We start from the raw sequence: 26,523 nt of genomic DNA on the forward strand, positions 1-26,523 counted from the left end.
TTGTAGGAGCCCGCTGGCCCAGGCCACCTTCTCTGTCCGCTGCGCGGTCATTCACCTTGTCTGCGGGCGATTTGATCGCCGACAGAGTCGGCTCCTACAGCCTCAGCGAATCTCGGATTCAGGCCGACCCTGCCACCAGAATGGCTGCAGGGCGCTGTCGCCGGTATGCACCTCGGTGAGTGAACCCGCTTCATAGATACGACCATTCAGCACTACATGGCTGATGTGGTCCGAGTTGCGGATATCCTCCAGCGGGTTGCCATCCAGGACTACCAGGTCGGCCAGCTTGCCGGGCTCCAGCGAGCCGAGATCCTTGTCCATGCCCAGGTAGGTGGCCGGGTTGATGGTCGCCGCGGCCAGCGCCTGCATCGGGCTGAAGCCGCCGCGGGCGAAGCTCCACATCTCCCAGTGGGTGGCCAGGCCCTCGCGCTGGCCGTGGCCACCGGTGTTGACCAGAATGCCCTCGTCCAGCAGGGCCTTGGCGGCGGCTGCGGCATCGTCGTCGCGGTAGTCCGCTTCCGGCGCCATGGGGCGGCGCACGGAGCGCGGCTGCAACACGGTCGGCGGGACGAAGTTGGCGAGCAGCGGGTGCTTCCAGACTTCCGTGTCCTGGTAGTAATAGTCCTCGGAGGTCAGCCCGCCGAAGGTCACTACCAGGGTCGGCGTGTAGCCGGCCTGGCTCTGGCGCCAGTACTGGATGACGTCATCGTACAGGGTCAGTACCGGCACGTTGTGCTCGATACCGGTGATGCCGTCGCCGATCAGGTTCATGTCCATGTGGTACAGCGAGCCGCCTTCCGCCACCGGCATCAGGCCCTCCTGGCGCGCCGCCTCGATCACCATCTGGCGCTGGTCCCGGCGCGGCTGGTTGTAGTTTTTCACGCTCACTGCGCCCTGGGCCTTGAGCCGGCGGACGTGGGCGAGGGCGTCTTCCAGGGAGTCGACCGGGGACCAGGCGGTGGCCTTGGCGCCGTAGATGATCTCCGCGGTGGAGAAGATGCGCGGTCCCAGGATCTTGCCGGCCTGGGCGTACTCTGCCGCCGCAAAAACCAGGTTGGCGCTGCTGGACGGGTTGTGCACGGTGGTCACGCCCAGCGCCAGGTGCGCGAGCAGGTTCCAGTTCTGCTGTGGGATGATGTCGCTGCGGCCGTAGGGGCCGTGGGCATGGATGTCGACAAAGCCCGGTACCAGGGTCTTGCCCGCCATGTCGACCGTGCGGAAGTCATCCGGGATGGAGAGGCTACTGTCACCCAGCGCACGGATGCGATTGTTTTCCAGCAACAGGGTGCCGCCCTCGATTACGTCGCGGGCCGCGTTCATGGTCACGATGCGGGCGTTGGTCAGGGCCAGGCGCGTATCCGGACTGGCGGCGTCCACGTTCATGGAGAGGTCGATGCCCGCGCTGCCGGGTTCGAACTCCTGCGCCATGGCTGCGTCCACGGCGGCCGTTTTCAGCTCGGGCCCGGTGCTCCAGCTCACCGCGCTGCCGTCGGCATTCCAGTACAGATAGGCGCCGCCCACCTTGCTCAGACGCACGGTGGGGAAGGCCGGCTGGGCCGCATCCAGCGCCAGCGGCTTGCCCGTTGGCGTGGCGGCAGTCAGGTAAATTTGCTGGCCGTCCTCGAAGACGATGTGGCGGCCGTCGGGAGCCAGCCGAATCGCGGTTGCCAACTCGGCGCTGGCTACCTCGCGCACATCGTGGCCACTGCGGTTCATGGAGATCAGGGTGGTGCTGGCGGTGCTGCTGCCGCGGCCGCTGGCGCTGTCGGCGCGCTCCTCGGCATAGATGCGGCCATCGGGGCCGAAGTGCGGGTTGCGGCCGCGTTCGCTGACAAAGCTCATGTCCCCACTCGTGCGGTCCACAAGGTAGAGCCCGGGCTTTACCGCCCACTCCGGGTTGAGCAGGCTGCTGCCGGCCAGCTTGCGCAGGGCGAGGGTAGTGCCGTCGGCAGAAATCGCCAGCTCCGTATACTGCCCCTTGGGGTGGTCCAGGGCGCGGGACTTGCCGCCGCGGGCAGAGACGCTATGCACCCGGGTGAGGTCCTGGTCGCTCCAGCGCAGGAACAGGATGTCGCGGCCGTCCGGGGTCCACACCGGCGCATAATCGAAGCCGGTATTGGCATCGCCGGTGAGGCGTTGGGGGGCGCTGTCCCCGCGCTTGACGTAGAGCTCGCCCAGGGACTCGAATACCACCGCGCTGCCGTCGGGGGAGGGCTGGGCGAAACGGACCATGCGGGTGCGGAACTGTGCCGGTGCCACCTCGACCGGGAAGCGCACCGCGGGGTAGATGTCGCGCTTGTCCTGCACGCGGAACGGGATTTCCGTTACTTCACCGGAGGCGACTGCCAGGCGCCAGATCTTGCCCTGGGCCCAGAATACGATGTTGCGGCTGTCCGGGGTCCAGGCCATGTTGGGATAGAGCCCGTGCACCGCCCAGGTTTCCTGCATGTCGAGATCAAGAGCGTCGAACAGCATGCGCTCGGCACCGGAGTCGAGGTCCATCACGAACAGGCGCGAGGTCGCCCGCACCCGCTTGACGTAGGCCAGCTGCTTGCCGTCGGGGGAGGGGGTGGCGCGCACGGCGCCGCCGGGTCCTCCCGCTACGGTGCTGACCTCGCCGCTGGCGAGGTCGACGCGGCGGATCTGGAACAGCTCGGTATTGCTGTCCTGGTGGTAGATAAAGGTATCGCCGGGGGTTGTATTCAGGGAGAAGTAGAGGCTCTTGCCATCGGGGCTGAAGGCTGGCTCACCCTGCTCCTTCTGGAAGGTCGGGCTGGGACGGGGTACCACCAGCTGGCCGCCGTTGTCCTCGCCGCCGGCGGCGTGGTAAAGCCAGATTTCTCCTGTGCCCAGGGAGCGCGAGGTCGTGAAGTGTTTGCGCGCCGCCAGGTACTGCCCGTCCGGGCTCCAGCTCGGGTTGTTGAGCAGGCGGAAGGTCTCGAAAGTGATCTGCTTCAGGTCGCCACTGGGGCGTTCCAGGGTCCAGATATTGTCGCCGCCCGTACGATCCGAGGTGAAGGCGACGTGGCTGCCATCGGGGCTGTAGCGCGGCTGCATGTCCCAGGCGTGGCCGGAGGTCAGGGCGCGCGCCTCGCCCCCGGCGATAGGCAGTTCGTAGATGTCGCCGAGCAGGTCGAATACCAGGTGGCGCCCGTCCGGGGCGACGTCCAGGCTCATCCAGGTGCCTTCGCTGACCTCGATTTCGGCGCTGACAGGTGCTGCCGAAAAGGCCGGACGGTTGACGTCCCAGCCCGGTTCATCGGTGTCGGCCGCCGCCGACAGGGCGGGTACCAGCAGTTGGCTGCCGCACAGCAGCAAGAGGCAAGAGCGCAGGGTTCGATTCATGTTGGCATCCATCGGTTATACTGCTGTCATGGGTCGCAGCTGCGTGGCGGGAAAGTGATCCGGCCGGCAAAAACGACGTACCATACTATGTATCCGCCCGGTAGTGAACCGAGCCCCAGATGATCCCCGGAGAAACCATGGCACTGATTCGATCCCTGACCCTGTTACTGACCCTGACTTTCGCCCTGCCGGTTCTGGCGGAGGAACTCGAGGTCGGCGATCCGGCCCCCGACTTCACCCTCGCCGCCAGCGACGGCAACACCTACTCGCTGGCAGATTTCAAAGACAAGCAGGCGGTGGTGCTGGCCTGGTATCCCCGTGCCTTCACCTCCGGCTGTACCGTTGAGTGCAAGTCCCTGGCGGAGAACGGCCACCTGATTCGGGAGTACGATGTCAGCTACTTCATGGCGAGCGTGGATCCGCTGGCGGAAAACCAGCGCTTTGCCGAGGAAACCGGCGCCGATTTCCCACTGCTGAGCGATCCCGACAAGGGCGCTGCCGAAGCCTACGGGGTGCTGGCGGGCGCGGGGTATGCCAAGCGGCATACCTTCTATATCGGCGTTGATGGCACCATCCTGAAAATAGATACCTCGGTTCAGCCCGCCACAGCCGCCCAGGACATGGCAGCCGCCCTGGGCGAATTGGGCGTCGCCAAGCGCTGAACTGCGGGGACTGCACGGGAGTCATTCGTCCCGGTTCTCGTGCAATTTGTCTCATCCTGACCCGACCGAGCTAGCGTTTTCGCGTCTCCGGTTTATAATTCCCGCCTGAAAATTTTGACCCGGCACTCTCGCCCCCACTCCTGGTGGGGGCGAGTTTGTTTATTGGCGCCTATTTGTGGAGAGGGTAATGCTCAGCACCGGGCAAACGCGCGAGCTGTTTCGTCTGGCACTGCCGATGGTGGTGTCACAGAGCGCGTTTGCCCTGATGGTTTTCACCGACCGCCTGTTCCTGTCGCGGATCGATGCCCTGCATATCGCTTCGGCCCTGGGTGGCGGGGTCACCTTCTTTGTCAGTGTGTCCCTGTTTCTTGGCGTCATGTCCTACGCCACCGCCCTGGTGGCGCAGTATTATGGTTCGGGCCAGCTGGAGAAGTGCCCCCGGGTACTGACCCAGGGCGTGCTGATGGCGCTGGCCTGCCAGCCCCTGTTGCTGGTGATTGCCTGGCTCATGGGCGGACTGTTTGCAGTTATGGACCATCCCCCCGAGCAGGTGGTGCTGGAACAGCAGTATTACTACGTGATGATGGCCGGCGCCATCTTCACCCTGGTGAAGGCCTGTGCGGCGGCCTATTTCTGCGGTATCGGCCGCACCCGGGTGGTGATGATCACCGACACCCTGGGGGTGTTGCTGAATATTCCCCTCAGCTGGGTGCTGATTTTTGGCGAGTTCGGCTTTCCGGAGATGGGCATTCGCGGTGCGGCGCTGGGCACGGTTATCGCCACCGCGTTCAGCATTGGCATTTACGCGCTGTTCTACTTCAACCGCATTCATCGCGAGATGTTCAAGGTGCGGAGCTCCTTTCACTACGACAGCGGCATCCTGCGCCGCTACGTGCGCCTGGGCCTGCCGTCCGGTTTCGAGACCTTTGTCGGTGCGGCAACCTTCAACTTTTTCCTGCTGCTGTTCCAGTCCTACGGCGTGGCGGAAGGCGCGGCCATGGCCATCGTCTTCAACTGGGACATGCTCAACTACGTCCCCCTGATCGGCCTCAATATCGCGGTCACCAGCCTGATCGGGCGCTATGTCGGCGCCGGCGACATGAGCCGCACCAACCAGGTGATTGCCGCGGGCTTCGTGATTGCGCTGGGCTATTCCGCGGTGCTGGCGGTGTTCTTTATCCTGTTCCGTCTGGAACTGATAATGGTGTTTGCGACCCCCGAGCAGGACTTCAGCGAGATCGCCGAACTGGGCGGCCGCATGATGCTGGGCATGGCCACCTACGTGCTGGCGGACGCGATTATTCTTGTCTCCAGCGGTGTGCTGCGGGGAGCGGGCGATACCCGTTGGCTGATGAATACCTCCATGAGCCTGCATGTACTGATGCTGGTGAGCCAGTACATCATGATCAAGCCGCTGGGAGTGGGGCCGCTGGCGAGCTGGTGGGGCTTTGTCGCGATGCTGCTGATCCTGGCCGTCGTGTACCTGCGGCGTCTGCTGGGGCAGACCTGGCGCAGGCCGTCACGCCTGGCCCGGGTGCTGGCAGAGTAGCGCGCGGCCAATCCCGTCAGAACGTCAGGATGCGGCGCAGCAAACTGTCCTCGCGGCGCTGCTGCTCCCGCAACAGCAGCAGCTGCCGCAGTTGGTCTTCAATTTCCCCCGCCACCTGGTCGCGAATCTTCTGCTGCTGCACCTTGCCCGGCTTGCGCTTGCTGAAACGGGCCAGGTTCACCGGCTGGCCAAAACCCAGGTAGCAGCGCTGGGGCTTGGGCAGCAGTGTGCCCAGGGCCCCCAGCGGCAGCGGCGGCAGGGCGTCGGCGCGGGTGTCGTCGGTCAGCAGGCCAAGCCGGCGCAGCACACGCCCCGGCAGGGACTCCGGCAAGTCCTCGCTCTCGATCAGGTGGCTGTAGAATTCGTCCGGGCCGACAATGCCGAAGGGCATGATGGTATAGCCGTGTTCTGCGGCCATGCGGATAAAGCCGTAGCGTTCCTTCCACTGCAACTGGTAGCGCTGGCGACTGGGTTTGACCGCCTCATGGGCGCCCCCCGGAAACACCAGCAGGTCGTGGCCATGGGCCATCAGGGCGCTGCAGACAGCGGGATGACCCATGGCCGCGCCCCGCTCCAGCAGGAGCTTTTCCAAGGCCGGATGGGTGAACAGGAACTTGTCCCCCAGCGGGCGCAGGAAGCGGCCGTACTGCTGCTGCATGACCGTCGCAACTACCAGGCCGTCGAGGGCAAACAGGCTGTGGTTGCCGACAAACAGGCAGGGCTGCGGGGGGATGTTGTCGACCCCGCGCACCACCGGCCGGAACAGCCGCTGCACCATCTGCCAGGCGATCTGCACATCGCGGTTGTGGGGGATGGTCTTGACTGCGAGTGCGCGTTCAATATGGCGCTGCAGGCGCTCCCCCTGCAGGGGCTGGTTGTCCTGGTCCAGTGCGGTCATGCTGAAGTCCGTTGGCAAATGTTTCGGCGCCAGTATATCACTCGCTGCCGAGCAGGCGGCCGAGCCCGCGCTGCTGCAGGGCGCCCTCGAGCAGCTGGCGGATGTCTGCGCTGTTGTCCAGCGTCAGCGCCTGCCGGGCCAGTTCGGCAGCGTCGGCGGCCGCCATCGAGCGCAGCAGCCACTTGATCCGCGGCAGCTTGGACGCGCTCATGCTGAGCTTGCGAATGCCGATGCCTAGCAGGAACACCACCGCCGCCGGGTCCGAGGCCATTTCGCCGCACAGGCTCAGTGGCAGCCCGGCGTTGCGGGCAGTGGCGGTGACGCGGGCGATTTCCTGCAGCACCGCCGGGTGTATGTGGTCGTAGGCGCCGGCCACCCGCGGATTGTTGCGATCCAGGGCCAGCAGGTACTGGCTGAGGTCGTTGGAGCCGATGGAGACAAAGTCCAGTTTTGGCGCCCAGGCCGGCAACAGGGAGATGGCCGCGGGAACTTCCACCATGATGCCCACCTGGGGCCGCCGCACGGCGACGCCTTCGTCGCGCAGCTGCTGCAGGGCATCCAGGAGGACTTCATGGAAGGCGTTGATCTCGCCGGTGTTGCTGACCATCGGCAGCAGGATGTGCAGTTCCTCGCCGCCGGCTGCGGCCCGCAGCATGGCCCGGACCTGGGTCATCAGCAGCGAGCTGTTGTCCAGGCAGAAGCGGATGCCGCGCCAGCCCAGGGCCGGGTTTGCCTCGTGAATGGGAAAGTAGGGCAGGGGCTTGTCGCCGCCGATGTCGAGTATGCGCATGTACACCGGACGTCCGCGATAGGCTGCCAGCACCTGGCTGTAGATGTGCAGCTGCTCCTCCTCCGAAGGAAAGGTTTCGCTGACCATGAATGGCATTTCGGTGCGGTACAGGCCGATGCCCTCGGCGCCGTTGGCCAGCCCCGGCGAGATGTCGGCCAGCAGCCCGGTGTTGGCCAGCAGGCGCACGCGTGCGCCGTCGGTGGTGGTCGCCGGCTGGTCGCGCAGCCCCGCGAGCTCGCCCTTGAGGGCCTGTTCCGCCCGCTGCAGCCGCTCGAACTCCAGCCGCACCGAGGGGCTGGGGAACAGAATCACCTGGCCGGTGTTGCCGTCAACGATCAGCGGGCTGCCGTTGTCGATGCCTTTCAGCTTGCCGGTCCCCATCACCGCGGGAATACCGAGGGCGTTGGCCAGTACCGCGGTATGGGACAGGCTGGAGCCCTCGTAGCAGACGATGCCCACCAGCCGCTGCGGGTCGCAGGCGGCGATATCGGACACGCTGACCTTGGCGCCGGTCAGCACCAGCGGGCCGTGGTCGTCGGCGGGAGTGTTCTCCGGGGCGCCGCTCCAGCTCTGGTAGAGCTTGTTGCCGAGGTGGTGCAGGTCCTCGTTGCGCGCGCGCAGATAGGGATCTTCCATCGCCAGAAAGACTTCGGCGTAGTGGTGCACCACCTGGCGCAGGGCGCCCGGCAGCCATTGGCCCTGGGCGATAGCCTGCTCTACGCCCACGCGCAGGCCGGGGTCATTGAGCAGCATCTGGTAGGCGGTAAACACGGCGCCAACGCCGTCGGAGAGCTGTTCGCCCAGGGCCTTGCGCTCGTTGTCGACAGCGGCGCTGACCGTGGCCAGCAACTGGTGCCACTCGCGGATGCTGGCTGCCGGGTCCTCACAGGGCCGGTCCGGCACCGCATACAGGTCTGCGGTTTCGCACAGCCAGGCGCTGCCGATACCGGTACCCGGCGCACCCTTGACCCCGCGCACGCGGCGCAGGGCAGTGGCCGGTGCGTGTACCGCGAGTGGCTCCGGCGGCAGTACCAGGGCGAGCTGGGTGGAGAGGGTAACGAGGAAGGCCTGTTCGTCCGCGGACATCACCCTTCCTTCCCGCGACTGCACTACCAGCACGCCGATGACGGCCCCGGCGCGCACCACCGGGACACCGCAGAAACTGCGGAACTCGTCTTCACGGGTTTCCGCCAGGTAGCAGAAATCCGGGTGCGAGGCGGCATCGGCGACGTTGATCGGGTGCCGGCTCTGGGCGACCCGGCCCACCAGGCCGCGGCCCGCTGCCAGGCGGCTGTAGCCGACCGCCTGCGGGTCCAGCCCGTGGCTCGCTACCAGCACCATGGCGCCGTCGATGGCGGCGATATACAGGCTGCACACGTCGACGTTGATGGCACGGTGGATCGCCTCCACGATCAACTTGACCTGGTCCTCGGTCTGCTCTGCCTGGGCGGCAGCCTGCACGATGCGGGTCAGTTCCTGCAGTGTGTTCATCGACGCGGTCCGTTCCTGTGCTGGCGTGGTGGTGTGGGGGCGGCGGAAGGTCCCAGTATCCGCTATAGTGGCAGGCTCTTGCCAGTACACCAACAGAGGACAATGCCATGGCGGACACCGGATTACAGTTGCGCACCCGCGTCAATGACGACAACACCCTTACCCTGTGGCTGGAAGATACACCCGTTCCGCAGCCGGGGCCGGACCAGGTACTGATACGGGTCGATGCAGCCCCGATCAACCCCTCCGATCTGGCGCTGCTGTTCGGGCCGGCCGACATGAGCACTGCGCGCAGCAGCGGCACCCCGGAGCGCCCGGTCATCACGGCGGATATCCCGCCGCAAGCCATGCGCATTGTTCAGGCACGGGTGGGCCAGGCCCTGCCCGCCGGCAACGAAGGCGCCGGCGAGGTGATCGCCGCCGGTAGTTCGGCGGCAGCCCAGGCCCTGCTGGGCAAGACCGTGGGCGTATTCGGCGGTGAAATGTTCGGCCAGTATCGCTGCGTCAGCGCCCAGGCCTGCCTGGTGCTCAACGACAACACCACGGCGGAGGAGGGTGCTTCCTGCTTCGTCAACCCGATGACCGCGCTGGGCATGGTGGAAACCCTGCAGCTGGAAAACCACAGCGCGCTGGTGCACACCGCCGCGGCTTCCAACCTCGGGCAGATGCTGAACCGCCTGTGCATTGCCGACGGCATCCCGCTGGTGAATATTGTGCGCAAGGACGAACAGGCAGCGCTGTTGCAGGCACAGGATGCAAAGTATGTGGTCAACTCCGAGGCCGGGGACTTCCAGCAGCAGTTGCTGGCGGCGCTGGACGCCACCGATGCCACCCTGGCCTTTGACGCCATCGGCGGCGGCAAGCTGGGCAGTGCCATTCTCAACAGCATGGAAGCCGTCGCCGCGCGCAAGATGACCGAGTACAACCGCTACGGCTCCACGACTTTCAAGCAACTCTACATCTACGGCGCGCTGGACCTGGGGCCGACCGTGCTGACCCGCAACTTCGGCTTCGCCTGGAACATCGGCGGCTGGCTGCTGCCAATGTTCCTGCAGAAGGTGGGGATGCAGAAAGCCGGCGAGATGCGCACCCGGGTCGCGGCGGAGATCAAGACCACCTTCGCCAGCCACTACACCAGCAAAGTGTCCCTCGCCGAGGCCCTGAACCCGGAGACCATCGCCGCCTACAACCGTCGCGCCACCGGCGAGAAGTACCTGGTGCTGCCCCAGGACTGAGGGTCGGCAAAACCCGCCCAATCGGGGTATCATGGTGGTCTTTCAGTTACGGGAGGCCATCATGAGCCGACTCATCCTCGCCCTGCTGCTGTGGGGCGCCGCGTTTGCGAGCGCCGCGCCGGCAGACGACTTCCAGCGTATCGTCGACGCCCACTGGCAGTGGCACCTGCAACAGAACCCCGAGCTTCGCACCCACCTCGGCGAACGCAGTGGCAACGACCGCTGGGGGGACATGAGCCTTGCCGCACATGTGGAGCGCGATGCCCGTCGCGGCGAATTTTTGACCGAGCTGGCCGCCATCGACGCGCGGGAGCTGTCGGAACAGGATCAGCTCAGCCACGCCATGCTGGTGGGTCGCTTGCAGGGCGAGCGCGAGGCCCACAAGCTGGGCCTGCACCTGATGCCGGTCAATATGCGCTCCGGCCCACAGCACCTGCATACCCTGCCAGAGCAGATCGATTTCCGCAGTGAACAGGACTACCGCGCCTGGCTGGTGCGCCTGCAGCGGCTGCCGGACCTGCTGCTGCAGTACCGCGAACTGCTGGAGGAGGGGATACTGCAGCAGCGTACCCAGGCCCGTGTGGTCATGGAGCGCGTCCCGGCGCAGATCGATCGCTTGCTCGCAGGCGCGCCCGAAGACAGCCCCTTCTACAAGCCGTTCCGCAACGCTCCACCCGAGCTGTCCGCCGCCCAGGTCAAGGAACTCCGGCGCAGCGCAGCCCAAATGATTCGCACCGAGGTCAACCCGGCGCTGGCGGAGTTCCGCGATTTTCTCAGCGCGGCCTACCTGCCCGCCTGCCGCGATGAGCCGGGTATCGGCAGTCTGCCCGGGGGCGACGAGCTGTATCGCTTTCTCACCCGCCATTTTACCACCACCGACATGACTCCCGAGGCGATCCACGAGGTCGGCAAGGCCGAAGTGGCGCGCATTCTGGAAGAGATGGAAGAGGTCAAAACCAGCGTTGGTTTTGATGGTGACCTGCAGGCGTTCAACGAGTTCCTGCGCACCGATCCGCAGTTCTACTACGACAGCCCGGAAGCGCTGTTTGAAGGCTACCTGGCGGTGGCCAAGCGGCTGGACCCGGAGCTGGTCAAGCTGTTCGGCAAGCTGCCGCGCATGCCCTACGGCGTGCGCCCGATTGCCGATACCATCGCGCCGGATACCACCACCGCCTATTACAATCGCCCGGCCGCCAACGGCACCCGCGCCGGCTACTACTACGTCAACCTGTATCGGCCCGAGGTGCGGCCGAAATACGAGATGGAAGTCCTCAGCGTGCATGAGGCGGTGCCGGGGCACCACCTGCAGATCGCCCTGGCGCAGGAGCTGGAGGGCCTGCCGATGTTCCGCAGCAGCGGCGGCGAAACCGCATTCGTCGAGGGCTGGGGTCTGTACTCCGAACGTCTGGGCTACGACATGGGCCTGTATACGGACCCCTATTCACGCTACGGCCAGCTCACCTACGACATGTGGCGGGCGGTGCGGCTGGTGGTGGATACCGGGATGCACTATTTCGGCTGGAGCCGCGAGCAGGCGATTGATTATTTCAAGGCCAACGCCGCCAAGACCGAGGCGGATATTGTCAACGAGATCGACCGCTACATCGGCTGGCCGGGTCAGGCACTGGCCTACAAGATTGGTCAGCTGAAGATGCTGGAGCTGCGCGAGCGCGCGGAACAGACCCTGGGCGAGCGCTTCGATATTCGCGCCTTCCACGACCACCTGCTCAGCGCCGGCGCCATTCCCCTGGATGCCCTGGAGCAGCGCATGGACGCCTGGATCGGCGCCCAGCGCGGCTGATCACGCCACCGCGGGGGTCTGGTGGGGCAGGGCGGCGACCCGGGACACTCCCAGCAGACTGCTGTAGCGCGCCTCCAGGCTGCTGCAGACATCCCGCACGCTGCCCATGGCGGAGGGTTCCAGCGGCGGCAGGACGCTGACGCGAATGGTCGCCGGGCGAATCAGGAAGCCGCCTTTGGGCAGTGCGTCTTTGACGTTGTGCAGCACGATCGGCACGATGGGCACGCCGGCCTTGCGCGCCAGGAAAAACGCGCCGTGCTTGAAGGGTTGGATATGCCCCAGGGTGCTGCGGGTGCCCTCCGGGGCGATTACCAGGGAGCGGCCGCTTGCCAGGACCGCCTGCGCCTCCTGCAGGACCGCGGACTGGTTCTGTGCCTGGCGGTCGACAAAAATGGTCCCCACCTGTTGCAGCAGCGGTCCGAGAACTGGAACCCCGGACATTTCCTGTTTGCAGAAAGGCACCACGTCCCGCCGCAGCAGATGTGCCAGCACCATGGCGTCCAGCATGCTCTGGTGATTGAACACGAATATCGCCGGGCGCCGCTGTTGCAGGTGCTCGGCGCCCTCAATATCAAACTCCAGCCCGGCAAAACCGCTGCCCAGATCGCCCAGCAACTGGGTCACGCGATTGGCGTTGGCAAAGCGCGGCAGCCCCAGCCGCTTGCCGATCGCACCGACCAGCGCCGTCGCCGTCACTGCCTGCCCGGTCAGGGTCGTGCGCAGCAGAGACTCTATGTCCGGCAGGCCGCGGCTGGCGAAGTGGAGCTGGGGCCAGCGCTGGCTGCGGGCGTGAGCCCCGAGACTGTCTGAGGGGTTCACCGCCACCGGGTGGCCGACCACTTTCAACAGCGGCAGGTCGGCACTGGAATCGGTGTAGAACCAGCACTGTTCCAGCCCCGTGTGCTCGCGCCGAGCCACCCGCCGCGCCGCCAGGGCCTTGCCCTCGCCGTAGCACATGGGGCTGATAACCTTGCCGGTAAAGCGCCCCTCAAGTACTTCCAGCCGGGTGCAGCAGATCTCCTCGATGCCCAACAGGCGGGCAATGGGTTCGACCTGGTAGTGGCTGGCCGCGGTGACGATAACCAGTTTGTGGCCCGCGGCCCGGTGCGCTTCCACCAGGCTGATCGCTTCCCGGTACAGGCTCCTGGCGAGGTGGCGCTGGCAGGCCTGTTCACCCAGCCGTCGCAGGCTGTCCTCGGAGATCCCCGCCAGCGCCCGGCTCAGGCACCGCACCAGCCTGTGGTAGTTGCCGCCGCTCTCGCGCCGCCGTTGGCCCAGGGTATCCCGGATCATTTTCACTGACTGGCGCAGCTCACCGCGACCCAGGCCGGCGCGAGCCGTCTCCAGCGCCAGCGCGAGGATGGAGTAGCCGGCGATCAGGGTGCCGTCCAGGTCGAAAAATGCCACTGCCCCCGATTCACCAGCTTTGGTGATGGTGCTCAAGTGCTGTTCCAGAACCCGGTCGCTCATGCTGTGTCTCCTGGCGGGCTATGTGCCCTGCGGACGGTGGCGGAAAGGCCGTGCTTGCTACTGCTACCAGCAGCAAGATCCCTGCCAATTCACCTTATGCTGCATCCGGCCTGTGACAGCAGTGTGAAACTGGAGTCTGGGCTGCGTCTGCGGCGGTTGTCGTGCCCTCGGCGCACCGGAGTGGTGCGGAAGAACCAATCGCTGCACCGCCATTGGCGCCGCCCCCGGCCTCGGCTACCATGGCGCGATGCTGCTCGCCGACCTGCCCCGTCTCCCCGTCACCGATGTGCTGCCCGCACTGCGCACGGCGTTGGCGGCAGGCCGCGACGCGGTGTTGGAGGCGCCGCCGGGTGCCGGCAAGACCACCCTGGTGCCGCTGGCGCTGTTGGCGGAAGACTGGCTGGCCGGGCAGACAATCCTGCTGGTCCAGCCGCGCCGGGTGGCAGCCCGGGCCGCCGCCGCGCGCATGGCGGAGCTGCTGGGCGAGCAGCCCGGTGGCCAGGTCGGGTACCGGATCCGGTTGGAGAACCGGGTCGGCCCCACCACCCGCATCGAGGTGATCACCGAGGGCATCCTTACCCGCCGCCTGCAGCGGGACCCTGCCCTGGGCGGCGTCGGCCTGGTCATCTTCGACGAATTCCACGAACGCAACCTGGACTCGGAACTGGGCCTGGCGCTGGCGTTGCAGGGGCGGGCGCTGTTTCGGGAGGGGCTGCCGCTGCGGCTGCTGGTGATGTCGGCCACATTGCAGGGTGTGCCGGTGGCGGGGTTGCTGGCCGATCCCGCGCTGCTGCACTCCGAGGGCCGCCAGTACCCGGTCAAAGTGGTGCACGGCTCGGGCCTGGCTGCGGGCGCGTCCGCAGTGGCACCGGCACTGGCGGCGATTCGCGTGGCGCTCGCGGAACGCGCCGGCAGCGTGCTGGTATTCCTGCCGGGGCAGACGGAGATCCGCCGCGTCGCAAGGGAGCTTGCGCCTCTGCTTCCGGCGGATGTGACGTTGGCACCGCTCTACGGGGGCCTGCCGCTGGAACGCCAGCAACAGGCTATCGCGCCCTGCCCGCAGGGGCGGCGCAAGGTGGTTCTGGCCACCAACATCGCCGAGACCAGCTTGACCATTGAGGGCGTGACCACGGTGATCGACAGCGGGCTCGAGCGGCAGGCCCTGTTCGACACCACGACCGGTACCTCCCGCCTGGCCACCCGCCGCATCTCCCGCGCCTCCGCCGCCCAGCGTGCGGGCCGGGCGGGGCGGCTCGGCCCGGGGTTCTGCCAGCGCCTGTTCAGCGAGGAACAGTTCCAGCGCCTGCAGGAACAGCGTACCCCGGAAATTCTCCAGTCCGACCTGGCACCGCTGGCGCTGCAGTTGCTCGCCTGGGGCGTGCACGACCCCGCCGAATTGGCCTGGCTGGACCCGCCGCCCACCGCCAACTACCAGCAGGGTCTGGATGTGCTGGTGCTGTGCGGTGCCGCCTTCGCTCGCGGCGACAGTCAATGGCAGCTGACCCCCCACGGCGTGCGCCTGTCGCAGATGCCGCTGCACCCGCGCCTGGGTCACATGCTGCTGGTGGGCTGTGACATCGACGCGCGCGAAACCGCGGCCCTGCTGGCGGCGGTGCTGGCCGAGCGCAACCCGCTGGCCGACGAAGGTGCGGAACTGGGGGCGACGCTGGCCGTGCTGCTGGGCGAGCGGCCCTGCCCGGCGAAGCTTCAGGGCTGGTACCGCCGCAGCTGGCAGCAGGCCCGCCGCTACGCGCAGATTGTGTCGGAGATTTACCAGCCCCGGCGCGGTCCCCTGCCGGTGCCGGCAGCGGATGTGCTGGGTGTGCTGCTGGCCAGTGCCTGGCCCGATCGTATTGCGCGCGCCCGCGAGGGTGGCCGCGGCGGCGAATTCCAGCTCGCCAATGGCCGCAGCGCCAGCGTACCCGCCGGTGACAGCCTGGGCACCGCCCGCTGGCTGGCTACCGCGGAAATCGGCGGCGCGCACGGCGATACCGGCGATCGCATCTACAGCGCCAGCGCGCTCAACCCGGCCCGTTTTGACGATGTGCTGGCGCCGCTGGTAACGCTGGAAGAGCGCGCCGAATGGGATGAACGCGGCGAACAGTTCATCGCCCAGCGCCAGCGCCGGGTGGGGCGTCTGGTGCTGGAGAGCCGGCCCCTGGAACAGGTACCGGCAGAGGCGCTGGCCGCCGCCCTCGCCGGGCTGGTACGCCGCCGCGGCCTGCAGTTGCTGCCCTGGACGCCGGCCCTGCAGCAGTGGCGCGCGCGGGTGCAGTTACTGCACCGGCTGCGGCGGGGTGAGCCGGACAACCCCTGGCCGGACCTGGACGACGCGGCCCTCCTCGCCAGTCTGGAGCAGTGGCTGCTGCCGTATCTGGGACAGGCGCGGCGGCTGCAGGACTTTGCCCGCCTGGACCTGAAGCAGATCCTGCAGGGGCTTTTGCCCTGGCCGCTGCCGCTGGAACTGGAGCGGCTGGCGCCGGAGCGCCTGGTGGTGCCCTCGGGCTCCAGCGTTGCCATCGACTACAGCCCCGCAACCCCGGTGCTGGCGGTCAAGCTGCAGGAAATGTTCGGCTGTGCCGAGACACCGCGCATCGCCGACGGCCGCCAGCCCCTGCAGATCCACCTGCTGTCGCCGGCGCAGCGCCCGCTGCAGGTGACCCAGGACCTGGCGACCTTCTGGCACAACGTGTATCCGGAAGTGAAAAAAGAAATGAAGGGGCGCTACCCGAAACACCCCTGGCCGGATGACCCGCTGGCGGCGGCGCCGACGCACCTGACCAAGCGGCGCGCCGCAGAGGATGGGCTGGTGCGCTAGGCCGGATGCTCGATGCCTGCGTGCACTCGATGCAGGGGACTATCAATTGCTCACCGAAATGGAATTGACGAATAGCCTGGTTAATGAAACTCGAGGTGGTCGGGGAATCCCCAGTCACGCCCCTGATGATAGTGGCGCAGAAGAGCAGTCAGGAACACGTGAAGGCCTTGGTGGAGTCCGGAGCTGACGTCAACGTCATTCAACCTACTGAGGCATCATTCTCGCCCTTGGCGCTGGCGGTGTGTAGAGGACAGCGTGTGGTTGCCGGTTTGTTGCTCGCCCATGGGGCAGATCCATTCTGGAAAAATACGCTGGGAATGAATATCATCAAGATGGCGGTAACCAATAACATAGGTACCTTGTCGGAGCCGACATTGCATAAGCTCGCAGCGTTGGGTGTACCTACCTTGAAGGCATTGTCGCTTCTGTGTTGCGCGATGATGTATGCCGCCGGCAGCGAAATAGACCAGAATTATCTGGTGCGTCTGGAAAAGGAGATTCTGGATCTATTGGGTAACAGCACTAAACCTGCGAAAGCTCAGGTACGGAGTGTGATTTCCAGCCTGCGATGAGTTTCGGGTGCCCTTTTTGCCCAAAAAATCTCCGCGGAGTCGTCCAAATGTTGATCCGGTCCATCACCACCAGCGACGTGGAAAGTATCTTCACGATAATGAAGTCGAACATGCAGCCGTACTACGCAGCCCGAGGCGAAGAGTGGAACAAAGACAGTATCCGGCGTTACTTTCTCGGCATGAACAGTGCCGTGGTGGAACATGAAGGGGAGATATGTGCGTTTACGTTCTACGAGTGCTCGCCAGAAAGTATCCACATTCATACCTTTCAGGTTGCACCCGTTCGTCAGAATGGAATTCTGGGAGGCAAGTTGTTCCGGTGGTACCTGGCGTTGGCAAAACAACATGGCTATTCTGAGTTAAGTTGCTGTGTATACGATTCGAACCCTGCTCTGATAATGTATCTAAAAATGGGCTTTGAGGAGCTTGGCAGGGACAACGGCACCGTCCGCTTGTCTTTGCCCGTTAACAAAGCCAGGCATGGCGACCGCTAAAGTTCCTGTTGCTGGCGCCCTTGTATGGTTACGAGGTGAACCATGACATCCGAGAAAATAAACTACATCGAAATGCCTGCAAGCGATCTGGAAGGCACCAAGACACTCTTTACTGATGCTTTTGGGTGGATGTTTGAAGACTACGGCCCGGATTACGCGGCCATTCTCGACGCAGGGATTGATGGTGGATTTTTCCGTTCGGATCAGGTTTCGCGAACAGATAGCGGCAGTGCACTGGTTGTCCTTCGCAGCTTCGACCTTGAAGCATCCCTGCAAAAAGTTGTGCAAGCTGGCGGCGAAGTAGTGAAACAGATTTACAGTTTTCCTGGCGGCCGCAGATTCCACTTTACTGACCCGAGCGGAAATGAATACGCGGTATGGTCTGAGTAAGGCAGTCTGCCCACTAGCTACTGGGGGTCGCAAGAGCATGATCGCAAGGGTTTCAAGGAATTTTGCCTGCACGGAAGCGGAGCTCTGGCAAAAGATTGTCGAGGCCAGGTAAGTACAGGTGGGACTACTCCAGCACCCGCACCCGAAAGCTCCGCCCCTTCATCTTCCCCCGTCCCAGCTTTTCCAGCGCGGTATCAACCTCGCTGCGCCGCACCGCGACGCAGGACCAGTTGTCGTACAGGGTGATCTTGCCGACCTGCTTGCCGTCGATGCCGTTGTCGCCGGTGAGAGCGCCGAGGATGTCTCCGGGGCGCAGCTTCTGTTTCTTGCCGGCGCCGATCTCCAGGCTGACCATCGGCGGTTTGTAGCCGGGGGTCTTCAGCAGACTGTGGGGGGGCAGGGGTGCGGGCACAATCGGCTGATCCAGCAGGGCTGCCAGTTGCGCCAGTTTGTGGCGCTCCTTGTCGCTGAACAGGGTGCAGGCCAGGCCGCTGCTGCCGGCGCGGCCGGTGCGGCCGATGCGGTGCACGTAGACATCCAGGTCGCGCGGAATGTGGTAGTTGATGACCGCGTCCAGGGCGTCGATGTCGAGGCCCCGGGCGGCGACGTCGGTGGCTACCAGTACGGAGATGCTTTTATTGGCGAACCGCACCAGGGTGCGGTCGCGGTCGCGCTGCTCCAGGTCGCCGTGTAGAGCCTGCACGCTGAAGCCGTGGCGGGCCAGGTCTCTGGCGACCTCGGCGCATTCGACCCTGGTGTTGCAGAACACGACCGCGGAATCCGGCCGCTGCTGCAACAGCAACAGGCGCAGGGCCGTGGTGCGCTCGCTGTCTTCCACCTGGTGAAACACCTGCGCGATGGTGCTGCTGTCGTGGGTGGATTCCACCTGCACCCGCTCAGGGGCCTGCATTACGCGCTGCGCGATCGCCTTGATGCCGGGCGGGAAGGTGGCGCTGAACAGCAGGGTCTGCCGCTCCGCTGGCAGGTACTCGAGGATGGCGTCCAGCGAAGGCTGGAAGCCCATGTCCAGCATGCGGTCGGCCTCGTCCAGCACCAGGGTGGTTACCGTGTCCAGCTTGAGCGATCCCTTGCCCAGGTGCTCCTCGATGCGCCCCGGTGTGCCCACGATGATGTGCGCGCCGTGCTCGAGGGAGCCAATCTGTGGCCCCAGAGGCATGCCGCCGCACAGGGTCAGCACCTTGATATTGTGAATGCCACGCCCGAGGCGACGAATCTCCTTCGCCACCTGGTCCGCCAGCTCCCGGGTCGGGCACAGCACCAGTGCCTGAATGGCAAAGCGCTTTACATCCAGCTTCTGCAGCAGCCCCAGGCCGAAGGCGGCGGTCTTGCCGGAGCCGGTCTTGCCCTGGCCGATCACATCGCGCCCGGCCAGAATGGGCGGCAGGCTGCGCGCCTGGATCGGGGTCATGCTGTGGTAGTCCAGCGTGGCCAGGTTGGCCAGCAGGGCGCTGTCGAGGGCGAGATCGTTGAAAGCTGTGGTCACGCAGTGCTCCGGGCCTATCGCCCTGTTGGCGGGGGCGCGCAGCATACCACGCCCGTGCGTTGTCTAGGTCGGAGTGGGGCGCCAGGAGCGATAGGGGCGCGTCCGCCCGCGCTTGCTCAGCACCAGCTGCCACAGCTGTCCCTTGCGGCTGCGGAAATACCCCGCGCAGCAGCACAGGTAGTAGCGCCACATACGGCGGAATCGCTCCTCGTAGCGGGGGGCAAGCTGTGGCCAGGCCGCATCGAAGTTGTGCAGCCAGGCCATCAGGGTGCGGTCGTAGTCTGGCCCGAAATTGTGCCAGTCTTCCAGCAGAAACAGATCCTGCGTTGCCGCGGTGATTTCCTCCGCAGACGGCAGTTTGCCGTTGGGGAAAATGTATTTCTGGATCCAGGGCTCGGTGCGCGCAGCGGTGACATGGCTACCGATGGTGTGCAGCAGGATCAGCCCCTGATCCCGCAGCAGCGGGTGCAGGATCTCGAAGTAGGTGCGGTAATTGCGCGGACCCACGTGCTCGAACATGCCTACGGAGGCGATCTTGTGGAAGCTGCCCTCGAGTTCGCGGTAATCCGCCAGCCGGATCTCCACCGGCAGGTCCCGGCAGCGGGTCTGCGCCAGCGCCTGCTGCTCCCGGGATACGGTGATGCCGACGACTTCGGCGCCGTAGTGGCGCGCGGCCCAGGCCGCCAGACTGCCCCAGCCACAGCCGACATCCAGCAAGCGCTCGCCCGGCGCCAGCTCCAGCTTGCGACAGATCATGTCGAGCTTGTGGGCCTGGGCTTGCTCCAGATCAGCGGCCTGCTCCCAGTAGCCACAGGAGTAGGCCATCTGTGAGTCCAGCATCGCGGCAAACACATCGTTGCCGATATCGTAGTGCTGTTCCGCGACCTGAAAGGCACGCTGCGGTGCTTGCAGGTTGACCAACCGGGCTTTGAGAATGGCGAGCGCCAGGGACCAGCGGGCGCGGCCCCGCGCCTGGCTTTCGAGGTCCGCCCGCAGCAGGCGGTGACAGAATTCGTCCGGGCGCGGGCAGTCCCACTGGCCGTCCATATAGGATTCGCCCAGCCCCAGCGACCAGCCCGAGAGCAGGCGCTGGTATACGGCCGGATCGTGGATGCGGATATCGTGGGGCGCGGAGCCGTTGACCCGGATGCCAGCTGCGGCCAGCAGGGCTTGAACCTGCGCTGCGCCGGGTGTCTCGCGGGTGGTTGCGGTCGCCATCTGATTCACTGTTGTACCCTCCTGCACGGCATTGCTGGCGCAGACTGGAATGGTGACAGTATAGACGGTGCGGACGCTGTGGGCACGCCGTCACTCAGCTGTGAGGACGGCTCTAGCGCCGTGCCCGGGATTTACGCGGTGCCGGGTTGCGCGGCAGCCCATTGTGCTGGGTGGCGAAGCTGGCGGTACCCGGTGGCACCCGTTCGTGGCGCTTGGCGGGCTGCCGCGGCGGCACCAGGTGCAGCTTGCCGTTGCCGATCAGGTCCGAACGGCCCATTTTCTTCAGCGCGGTGCGCAGCTCGGGCCAGTTGTCCGGGTCGTGGTAGCGCAGGAACGCCTTGTGCAGGCGGCGCTGGGACAGTTTGTGCACGGTGGGCATGGTCTCGCTGCCGCGGGTTACGCGCTTGAGCGGGTTCTTGCCGGTGTGGTACATCGCGGTAGCCGTGGCCATGGGGGAGGGATAGAACGTCTGCACCTGGTCGGCGCGGAACTTGTTGCGCTTGAGCCACAGCGCCAGGTTCATCATGTCCTCGTCCCGGGTGCCGGGGTGGGCGGCGATGAAGTAGGGGATCAGGTACTGTTTTTTGCCGGCCTCCTTCGAGTACTTTTCGAACATGGCCTTGAAGCGGTCGTAACTGCCCATACCCGGCTTCATCATCTTCGACAGCGGGCCGTCCTCGGTATGTTCCGGGGCGATCTTCAGGTAGCCGCCGACGTGGTGCTTGACCAGTTCCTCCACATATTCCGGGGTTTCCACTGCCAGGTCGTAGCGCAGGCCGGAGGCGATCAGCACCTTCTTGACCCCGTTCACCTCGCGGGCGCGGCGGTAGAGTCCAATCAGGGGGGTCTGGTCGGTATTCAAATTTTTGCATATGCCGGGATAGACGCAGCTCAGCTTGCGACAGGCCGCCTCAATGGTCTTGCTCTTGCAGGCGACCCGCCACATGTTGGCGGTGGGGCCGCCCAGGTCCGAGATCACCCCGGTAAAGGCGGGGGAGGTGTCGCGGATACGTTCCACCTCGCGGATGATGGAGTCCTCGGAACGGTTCTGGATGATGCGGCCTTCATGTTCGGTGATGGAGCAGAAGGTGCAGCCGCCAAAGCAGCCGCGCATGATATTGACCGAGTGGCGGATCATCTCGTAGGCGGGGATGCTGGCATCGCCGTAGCTGGAGTGGGGCAGGCGGGTGTAGGGCTGCTCGAATACCAGGTCCAGCTCATCGGTCTCCAGCGGGATGGGCGGCGGGTTCAGCCACACGTCCCGATCGCCGTGGGCCTGCACCAGTGGCCGCGCATTGTGCGGGTTGGTTTCCTTGTGCAGGATGCGCGAGGCGTGGGCGTACAGGGCCGGGTCGTCCCGCACCTGTTCGTAGGCCGGCAGGCGGATGACCGCCGGGCCATCCTCCGCGGGTCGGTCCAGCAGGCGCACGGTGGCCACCTCGGCCTCGGCGGCACCCTCTTCGCTGCTGCTGGCGCAGGCCTCGGTGCGGGTGTCGATGTAGGGGTTGATCGGTGCTTCCACCGGGCCGATGACGTCCAGGTGGCTGGAGTCGATGACCCGGTAATGCTCCGGCAGCCGCTTGCAAACGTAGGCGGTGCCGCGCAGGTCGCGGATCTGCTGCACCGGCTCCCCGGCGGCGAGGCGATGGGCGACGTCGACCAGGGCGCGCTCGGCGTTGCCGTAGAGCAGCAGGTCGGCGCAGGCATCCAGCAGGACCGAGCGGCGCACCTTGTCGCTCCAGTAGTCGTAGTGGGCGATGCGGCGCAGGCTGGCCTCGATGCTGCCGATGATCAGCGGCACGTCCTTGTAGGCCTCCCGCACCCGCTGGCTGTAGACGATCACCGCCCGGTCCGGGCGCTTGCCGCCGACATTGCCGGGGGTATAGGCATCGTCGCTGCGGCGTTTCTTGTCCGCGGTGTAGCGGTTGATCATCGAGTCCATGTTGCCGGCGGCGACGCCAAAGAACAGGTTGGGCTTGCCCAGCACCTTGAAGGCGTCGGCACTGGTCCAGTCGGGCTGGGCGATGATGCCGACCCGGAAGCCCTGTGCTTCCAGGGTCCGGCCCACCACCGCCATGCCGAAGCTGGGGTGGTCCACGTAGGCGTCGCCGGTGACAATGATCACGTCGCAGCTGTCCCAGCCCAGGGCGTCCATCTCCGCGCGCGACATGGGCAGCTCGGGGGCCGGACCAAAGCACTCCGCCCAGTACTTGCGGTAGGAGAAGAGGTGGCGTGGCTGGGCGGTGCTGGACATTACAACGGCTGCGGGGTTTTGAATGAGGGCGACATTATACGCGATTCCCGTCCCGTCTGCTGTGCCGCTTAGTGCGCCCCGACAGCGGCTACCGTCTCGACCATGGCGGTGGTGAGAACTTCGAGGTCGGCATCGCTCATGATGAAGGGCGGCATGCAGTAAACCAGTTTGCCGAAGGGGCGGACCCAGACCCCGCGCTCCACGAACAGGGGCTGGATCTGCTGCATATCCACGGGCTGTTCCAGCTCGATTACACCGATGGCGCCGAGGGTGCGCACATCTGCCACTCCAGGCAGCTCCCGGGCTGGCGCCAGACCCGCTTCGAGGCCCCGATTGATACGCTGTACGCAGCGCAGCCAGGGCTGCGACAGCAGCAGCTCAATGCTCGCCACCGCGGTGGCGCAGGCCAGGGGATTGCCCATGAAGGTGGGGCCGTGCATGAAGGCGCCGGCCTCGCCCTCACTGATGCCGTGGCTGACGCGGCGGTTGCAGAGCGTGGCCGCCAGGGTCATATAGCCTCCGGTCAGGGCCTTGCCCAGGCAGAGAATGTCGGGCTCCACCCCGGCGTGCTCCAGTGCGAACAGCTTGCCGGTACGGCCGAAGCCGGTGGCGATTTCGTCGAAGATCAGCAGTACATCAAAGGCGTCGCAGAGGCCGCGCAACTGCACCAGGTAGTCCGCCGAGTAAAAGCGCATGCCGCCGGCGCCCTGCACCACCGGCTCCACGATCACCGCGGCCAGCTCCCTGTGGTGGCTGACCAGCAATTCCTCCATGGCGGCCAGGGACTGTTCGTCGCAGGGCTGGCCGAAGGGCACATCCGGTGCCGGCGCGAAATACTGCCGGGCCAACGCGTCCCCGAACAGGTGGTGCATGCCGGTGACCGGATCGCACAGGGACATGGCGCCGAAGGTGTCGCCGTGGTAGCCGTTGCGCAGGGCCACCAGTTTTTGCTTGCGTGGCTGGCCCTCGGAATACCAGTACTGGATGGCCATTTTCATCGCCACTTCCACAGCCACTGAGCCCGAGTCGCTGAAGAACACCCGTTCCAGGCTGGGCGGAGTGATCTCGGTCAGGAGCTGTGCCAAACGTACCGCCGGAGCGTGAGTAAGGCCACCGAACATGACGTGGGACATGGCCTGCAGCTGTTTCTGCACGGCCCGGTTCAGCACCGGGTGGTTGTAGCCGTGGATGGCGCACCACCAGGAGGCCATGCCATCGATCAGCTCGCGGCCGTCGGCGAGCGTGAGGCGTACGCCGTGGGCGCTGCTTACCGGGTAGACTTCCGGGGTATCCGTCGCCGAGGCATAGGGGTGCCAGATACTCGCAGCATCGCCCGCCTGCAACTGCGCCCAGCCGGGCTTGCGTGTGCTCACAGCAGTTCCAGCAGGCTGGGCAACAGCCTGTCGAGCAGCAGCGGCTGCGCCTCCACGGTGGGGTGGATGCCGTCCTCCTGCATCAAACTTGCGTCCGTGGCGATACCGTCGAGGATAAAGGGCAGTGCCGTGGCCCCGGTTTCCTCGGCCACCAGGGTAAAGGTGTCGCGAAAGGCCGCGGTATAACGGGCACCGTAATTCGGCGGGATTTCCATCGCCAGCAGCAGGACCTCGGCGCCGGCATCCTCGGCCAGCCGGGTCATATCCCTGAGGTTGTCGCGGATGCTGGCCGGCGGATAGCCACGCAGGCCGTCATTGCCGCCAAGCTCCAGCAGCACAATCGTTGGCTCGTAGCGCGCGAGCAGGTCAGGCAGGCGGCGCAGGCCGCCACCGGTAGTCTCGCCGCTGATGCTGGCGTTCACCACCCGGTAGTGCGGGTGGCTCTCCTGCAGGTGCTCCTCCAGCAATGCCACCCAGCCCTGTTCCAGGGACATGCCGTAGGCGGCACTGATACTGTCCCCCAGAACCAGCAGGGTTTTGCTGTCGGCGGCGTACACCTTCCCCGGCACCGCCAGGGTCAGGGCCAGCAGCAGCGCCGACAGTGCGGTGGCGAAGCTCCGCTGAGAATGCTGGCGGAAACCGCGCCGCAGGGCCGCAAAATTCATGCTTGCGGCTCCTTGTGGATCACGCCACCTTGCATTACGAAGCGTACGTTTTCCAGGGTCGCGATATCTTCCAGCGGGTTGCCGGCCACGGCGATGATATCGGCCAGAAAGCCCGGCGCCAGCTGCCCCAGTTGCTCCTCCCGGCCGAGGGCGCGGGCGGCATTCACGGTGGCGCTACGCAGGGCTTCCGCCGGGCTCATTCCAAACTGCGTCATCCGCGACAGTTGGCGCGCATTTTCGCCGTGGGGGTAGACCCCGGCGTCAGTGCCGTAAATCATGGTGACGCCGGCCCGGTGTGCATTGCGGAAATTCTCCCGTTGCACGGTGCCGGTGGCGCGTTCCTTGTCCAGCGATTCCGGCAGGATGCCGGCGGCCTCGCCTTCACCGAGAATGTACTCGGTAACGTAGATGTCCATGGCCAGTGCCGCGCCCTGTTTCCGGGCCAGGCGGATGCCCTCTTCATCGATGAAGCTGGCGTGTTCGATGGTGTCGACCCCGGCGCGCAGGGCGTTGTTGATGCCCTCGGCGCCGTGGGCATGAGAGGCAACCCGCAGGCCGTGACTGTGAGCCTCTTCCACCAGCGCCTGGAGCTCTTCCAGGGTGTATTGTGGTGCGCCGACCTTGGTACCGCGGGAGAGGACGCCGCCCGTAGAGCAGGTCTTGATCAGGTCGGCGCCGTACTTGATGTTTTGCCGCACTTTCGCCCGCGCCGCCCAGGGGCCGTCGGCAACGCCCTCGCCGGTGTGCTGAAACTGCGCCGGCAGCAGGTTCTCGTCACTGCAGTGGCCACCGGTAATGCCAATCGGTGGCCCGGATACGAATAGCCGCGGGCCCGGAATGTCGCCGTCGGCGATGGCGTCACGCAGAGCCACGTCGGCATAGGCGTCGGCGCCCAGGTTGCGGACGCTGGTGAAGCCCGCCAGCAGGGTGCGTCGGGCATTCACTACCCCGTTGATGGTCTTGCGCTCGTCTGACAGCGCCAGCTGGCGATAGCCGTGCTGATCGGCGCGACTGGTCAGGTGAACGTGCATGTCGATCAGGCCCGGCAGCAGGGTGTGGCCCGCCAGATGCAGGGTTTCACTGTCCTCCGGGGCTGTTATGCTGGCGCGCGGCCCGCTGGCAACGATCTTCCCGTCCACGATCAGGACGGCGGCATCCTGCACCAGTTCGCCACTGGTGACATCGACCATGGCATCCGCACTCAGCAGCAGGCTGCGTTCGGGCGGGGTGGCGGCAGCGGCTGTGCTCGCCGCCAGGGCCAGCAGGGCCAACAATCTGAAAGAGCGGGCTCCCCGTATTACCGCAAAGAGGAATTGCTGCATGATCAAGGCTGAAAATCTCCAGAAACGTGTCCCCATGGCAGGGGGTGAGCTGGAGATACTGAAAGGGATCACTCTGGAAATCAAGTCGGGGGAATCGGTGGCGATCATCGGCGCCTCGGGCTCGGGCAAATCCACCCTGCTCGGCCTGCTGGCGGGCCTGGATGAGGCCAGCGGGGGCCGGGTGGTGATCAACGATACTGACATCAGTGCCCTCGACGAGGATCAGCGCGCCCTGTTTCGCGGCCGGGAGGTGGGTTTTGTGTTCCAGTCCTTCCAGTTGCTACCGGCATTGACCGCCCTGGAAAATGTGATGTTGCCGCTGGAGTTGCAGGGGCAGGGCGATGTGCGCAAGCAGGCCCGGCACTTCCTCGAACGGGTCGGCCTGGGGTCCCGGGTTCAGCATTACCCGCGGCAGATGTCTGGCGGCGAGCAGCAACGGGTGGCGATTGCCCGCGCCTTTGCCAACAGTCCGGCCATCCTCTTCGCCGACGAGCCTACCGGCAACCTCGACACCACCACCGGCAGCCACATTGTCGACCTGCTGTTTGAACTCAACCGTGAGCAGGGCACTACCCTGGTGCTGGTCACCCACGACCACGCGCTGGCGGCCCGCTGCCAGCACCGGTTCCGGCTCGATGCAGGCGCTCTGGTAGAGGGGGATTAGCCTGTGTC

General features: G+C 65.6%; 19 protein-coding genes. 9 read left to right on the plus strand and 10 right to left on the minus strand.

Going from position 1 to position 26,523, the window contains the following annotated elements:
* Positions 1-102 precede the first annotated feature (102 nt).
* A complete protein-coding gene (locus tag Q6D67_RS04000; RefSeq protein WP_304704283.1) occupies positions 103-3,345 on the minus strand; it encodes an amidohydrolase family protein in 3,243 nt (1,080 codons plus the stop codon).
* A gap of 137 nt (positions 3,346-3,482) precedes the next feature.
* Here Q6D67_RS04000 and Q6D67_RS04005 point away from each other — a divergent pair, with 137 nt between their 5' ends.
* Together Q6D67_RS04005 and Q6D67_RS04010 are read left to right on the plus strand one after the other, a co-directional pair.
* The gene (locus tag Q6D67_RS04005; protein WP_304704284.1) at positions 3,483-4,007 is read left to right on the plus strand and encodes a peroxiredoxin; all 525 of its coding nucleotides are present in this window, start codon (positions 3,483-3,485) and stop codon (positions 4,005-4,007) included.
* A gap of 187 nt (positions 4,008-4,194) precedes the next feature.
* Complete coding sequence (locus Q6D67_RS04010) at positions 4,195-5,556, plus strand: MATE family efflux transporter (protein WP_304704285.1); 1,362 nt, start codon at positions 4,195-4,197, stop codon at positions 5,554-5,556.
* A gap of 16 nt (positions 5,557-5,572) precedes the next feature.
* Here the strand turns inward: Q6D67_RS04010 and Q6D67_RS21720 are convergent, their stop codons facing one another.
* Together Q6D67_RS21720 and ptsP are read right to left on the minus strand one after the other, a co-directional pair.
* Positions 5,573-6,454, minus strand: coding sequence for a lysophospholipid acyltransferase family protein (locus Q6D67_RS21720; RefSeq protein WP_370551916.1), 882 nt, complete (start codon positions 6,452-6,454; stop codon positions 5,573-5,575).
* A 37-nt stretch (positions 6,455-6,491) separates the two neighbouring features.
* On the minus strand, positions 6,492-8,735 hold the full coding sequence (ptsP, locus tag Q6D67_RS04020) for a phosphoenolpyruvate--protein phosphotransferase (RefSeq protein ID WP_304704286.1): 2,244 nt from the start codon (positions 8,733-8,735) through the stop codon (positions 6,492-6,494).
* Positions 8,736-8,842: 107 nt separating this feature from the next.
* On the opposite strand from ptsP, the gene Q6D67_RS04025 reads away from it, so the two are divergent.
* Complete coding sequence (locus Q6D67_RS04025) at positions 8,843-9,970, plus strand: zinc-binding dehydrogenase (protein ID WP_304704287.1); 1,128 nt, start codon at positions 8,843-8,845, stop codon at positions 9,968-9,970.
* Between the two features lie 61 nt (positions 9,971-10,031).
* Positions 10,032-11,771, plus strand: coding sequence for a DUF885 family protein (locus Q6D67_RS04030; RefSeq protein WP_304704288.1), 1,740 nt, complete (start codon positions 10,032-10,034; stop codon positions 11,769-11,771).
* Here Q6D67_RS04030 and Q6D67_RS04035 read toward each other — a convergent pair whose 3' ends face one another.
* Positions 11,772-13,241, minus strand: a complete 1,470-nt coding sequence (locus Q6D67_RS04035) for an HAD-IB family hydrolase (RefSeq protein ID WP_304704289.1) — start codon at positions 13,239-13,241, stop codon at positions 11,772-11,774.
* A 247-nt stretch (positions 13,242-13,488) separates the two neighbouring features.
* Between Q6D67_RS04035 and hrpB the strand changes: the two genes are divergently transcribed.
* From hrpB to Q6D67_RS04055, 4 genes are all read left to right on the plus strand, one after another.
* Positions 13,489-16,059 (plus strand): ATP-dependent helicase HrpB, encoded by a 2,571-nt coding sequence (gene hrpB, locus Q6D67_RS04040; RefSeq protein WP_304704290.1) that lies wholly within the window; start codon positions 13,489-13,491, stop codon positions 16,057-16,059.
* Between the two features lie 83 nt (positions 16,060-16,142).
* Complete coding sequence (locus tag Q6D67_RS04045) at positions 16,143-16,631, plus strand: ankyrin repeat domain-containing protein (RefSeq protein WP_304704291.1); 489 nt, start codon at positions 16,143-16,145, stop codon at positions 16,629-16,631.
* Positions 16,632-16,678: 47 nt separating this feature from the next.
* Positions 16,679-17,125: a GNAT family N-acetyltransferase gene (locus Q6D67_RS04050; protein ID WP_304704292.1), complete on the plus strand. Its 447-nt coding sequence runs from the start codon at positions 16,679-16,681 to the stop codon at positions 17,123-17,125.
* 42 nt (positions 17,126-17,167) lie between these two features.
* Positions 17,168-17,515: a VOC family protein gene (locus Q6D67_RS04055; RefSeq protein ID WP_304704293.1), complete on the plus strand. Its 348-nt coding sequence runs from the start codon at positions 17,168-17,170 to the stop codon at positions 17,513-17,515.
* Positions 17,516-17,639: 124 nt separating this feature from the next.
* Here the strand turns inward: Q6D67_RS04055 and dbpA are convergent, their stop codons facing one another.
* From dbpA to Q6D67_RS04085, 6 genes are all read right to left on the minus strand, one after another.
* On the minus strand, positions 17,640-19,064 hold the full coding sequence (gene dbpA, locus Q6D67_RS04060; RefSeq protein WP_370551917.1) for an ATP-dependent RNA helicase DbpA: 1,425 nt from the start codon (positions 19,062-19,064) through the stop codon (positions 17,640-17,642).
* Positions 19,065-19,082: 18 nt separating this feature from the next.
* Positions 19,083-20,237 (minus strand): cyclopropane fatty acyl phospholipid synthase, encoded by a 1,155-nt coding sequence (gene cfa / locus Q6D67_RS04065; protein ID WP_304704327.1) that lies wholly within the window; start codon positions 20,235-20,237, stop codon positions 19,083-19,085.
* 112 nt (positions 20,238-20,349) lie between these two features.
* Complete coding sequence (locus Q6D67_RS04070) at positions 20,350-22,491, minus strand: YgiQ family radical SAM protein (protein ID WP_304704295.1); 2,142 nt, start codon at positions 22,489-22,491, stop codon at positions 20,350-20,352.
* Between the two features lie 68 nt (positions 22,492-22,559).
* Complete coding sequence (gene bioA, locus Q6D67_RS04075; RefSeq protein ID WP_304704296.1) at positions 22,560-23,864, minus strand: adenosylmethionine--8-amino-7-oxononanoate transaminase; 1,305 nt, start codon at positions 23,862-23,864, stop codon at positions 22,560-22,562.
* A complete protein-coding gene (locus tag Q6D67_RS04080) occupies positions 23,861-24,529 on the minus strand; it encodes an arylesterase (RefSeq protein WP_304704297.1) in 669 nt (222 codons plus the stop codon). The genes bioA and Q6D67_RS04080 overlap by 4 nt, the downstream gene beginning before the upstream one ends.
* Positions 24,526-25,851, minus strand: a complete 1,326-nt coding sequence (locus Q6D67_RS04085; protein WP_304704328.1) for an amidohydrolase family protein — start codon at positions 25,849-25,851, stop codon at positions 24,526-24,528. The genes Q6D67_RS04080 and Q6D67_RS04085 overlap by 4 nt, the downstream gene beginning before the upstream one ends.
* On the opposite strand from Q6D67_RS04085, the gene Q6D67_RS04090 reads away from it, so the two are divergent.
* The gene (locus Q6D67_RS04090) at positions 25,850-26,515 is read left to right on the plus strand and encodes an ABC transporter ATP-binding protein (RefSeq protein ID WP_304704298.1); all 666 of its coding nucleotides are present in this window, start codon (positions 25,850-25,852) and stop codon (positions 26,513-26,515) included. The genes Q6D67_RS04085 and Q6D67_RS04090 overlap by 2 nt on opposite strands.
* Positions 26,516-26,523 lie beyond the last annotated feature (8 nt).

The organism is Haliea sp. E1-2-M8 (genome assembly GCF_030649675.1).
Taxonomy (GTDB): Bacteria; Pseudomonadota; Gammaproteobacteria; order Pseudomonadales; family Halieaceae; genus Haliea.

Excerpts from the sequence above, each read along its gene's own strand:
- Q6D67_RS04000 (WP_304704283.1), bottom strand. The coding sequence starts at position 3,345 with ATGAATCGAACCCTGCGCTCTTGCCTCTTGCTGCTGTGCGGCAGCCAA.
- Q6D67_RS04005 (WP_304704284.1), top strand. The coding sequence starts at position 3,483 with ATGGCACTGATTCGATCCCTGACCCTGTTACTGACCCTGACTTTCGCC.
- Q6D67_RS04010 (WP_304704285.1), top strand. The coding sequence starts at position 4,195 with ATGCTCAGCACCGGGCAAACGCGCGAGCTGTTTCGTCTGGCACTGCCG.
- Q6D67_RS21720 (WP_370551916.1), bottom strand. The coding sequence starts at position 6,454 with ATGACCGCACTGGACCAGGACAACCAGCCCCTGCAGGGGGAGCGCCTG.
- ptsP (WP_304704286.1), bottom strand. The coding sequence starts at position 8,735 with ATGAACACACTGCAGGAACTGACCCGCATCGTGCAGGCTGCCGCCCAG.
- Q6D67_RS04025 (WP_304704287.1), top strand. The coding sequence starts at position 8,843 with ATGGCGGACACCGGATTACAGTTGCGCACCCGCGTCAATGACGACAAC.
- Q6D67_RS04030 (WP_304704288.1), top strand. The coding sequence starts at position 10,032 with ATGAGCCGACTCATCCTCGCCCTGCTGCTGTGGGGCGCCGCGTTTGCG.
- Q6D67_RS04035 (WP_304704289.1), bottom strand. The coding sequence starts at position 13,241 with ATGAGCGACCGGGTTCTGGAACAGCACTTGAGCACCATCACCAAAGCT.
- hrpB (WP_304704290.1), top strand. The coding sequence starts at position 13,489 with ATGCTGCTCGCCGACCTGCCCCGTCTCCCCGTCACCGATGTGCTGCCC.
- Q6D67_RS04045 (WP_304704291.1), top strand. The coding sequence starts at position 16,143 with ATGAAACTCGAGGTGGTCGGGGAATCCCCAGTCACGCCCCTGATGATA.
- Q6D67_RS04050 (WP_304704292.1), top strand. The coding sequence starts at position 16,679 with ATGTTGATCCGGTCCATCACCACCAGCGACGTGGAAAGTATCTTCACG.
- Q6D67_RS04055 (WP_304704293.1), top strand. The coding sequence starts at position 17,168 with ATGACATCCGAGAAAATAAACTACATCGAAATGCCTGCAAGCGATCTG.
- dbpA (WP_370551917.1), bottom strand. The coding sequence starts at position 19,064 with ATGCTGCGCGCCCCCGCCAACAGGGCGATAGGCCCGGAGCACTGCGTG.
- cfa (WP_304704327.1), bottom strand. The coding sequence starts at position 20,237 with ATGGCGACCGCAACCACCCGCGAGACACCCGGCGCAGCGCAGGTTCAA.
- Q6D67_RS04070 (WP_304704295.1), bottom strand. The coding sequence starts at position 22,491 with ATGTCCAGCACCGCCCAGCCACGCCACCTCTTCTCCTACCGCAAGTAC.
- Q6D67_RS04080 (WP_304704297.1), bottom strand. The coding sequence starts at position 24,529 with ATGAATTTTGCGGCCCTGCGGCGCGGTTTCCGCCAGCATTCTCAGCGG.
- Q6D67_RS04090 (WP_304704298.1), top strand. The coding sequence starts at position 25,850 with ATGATCAAGGCTGAAAATCTCCAGAAACGTGTCCCCATGGCAGGGGGT.
- Q6D67_RS04085 (WP_304704328.1), bottom strand. The coding sequence starts at position 25,851 with ATGCAGCAATTCCTCTTTGCGGTAATACGGGGAGCCCGCTCTTTCAGA.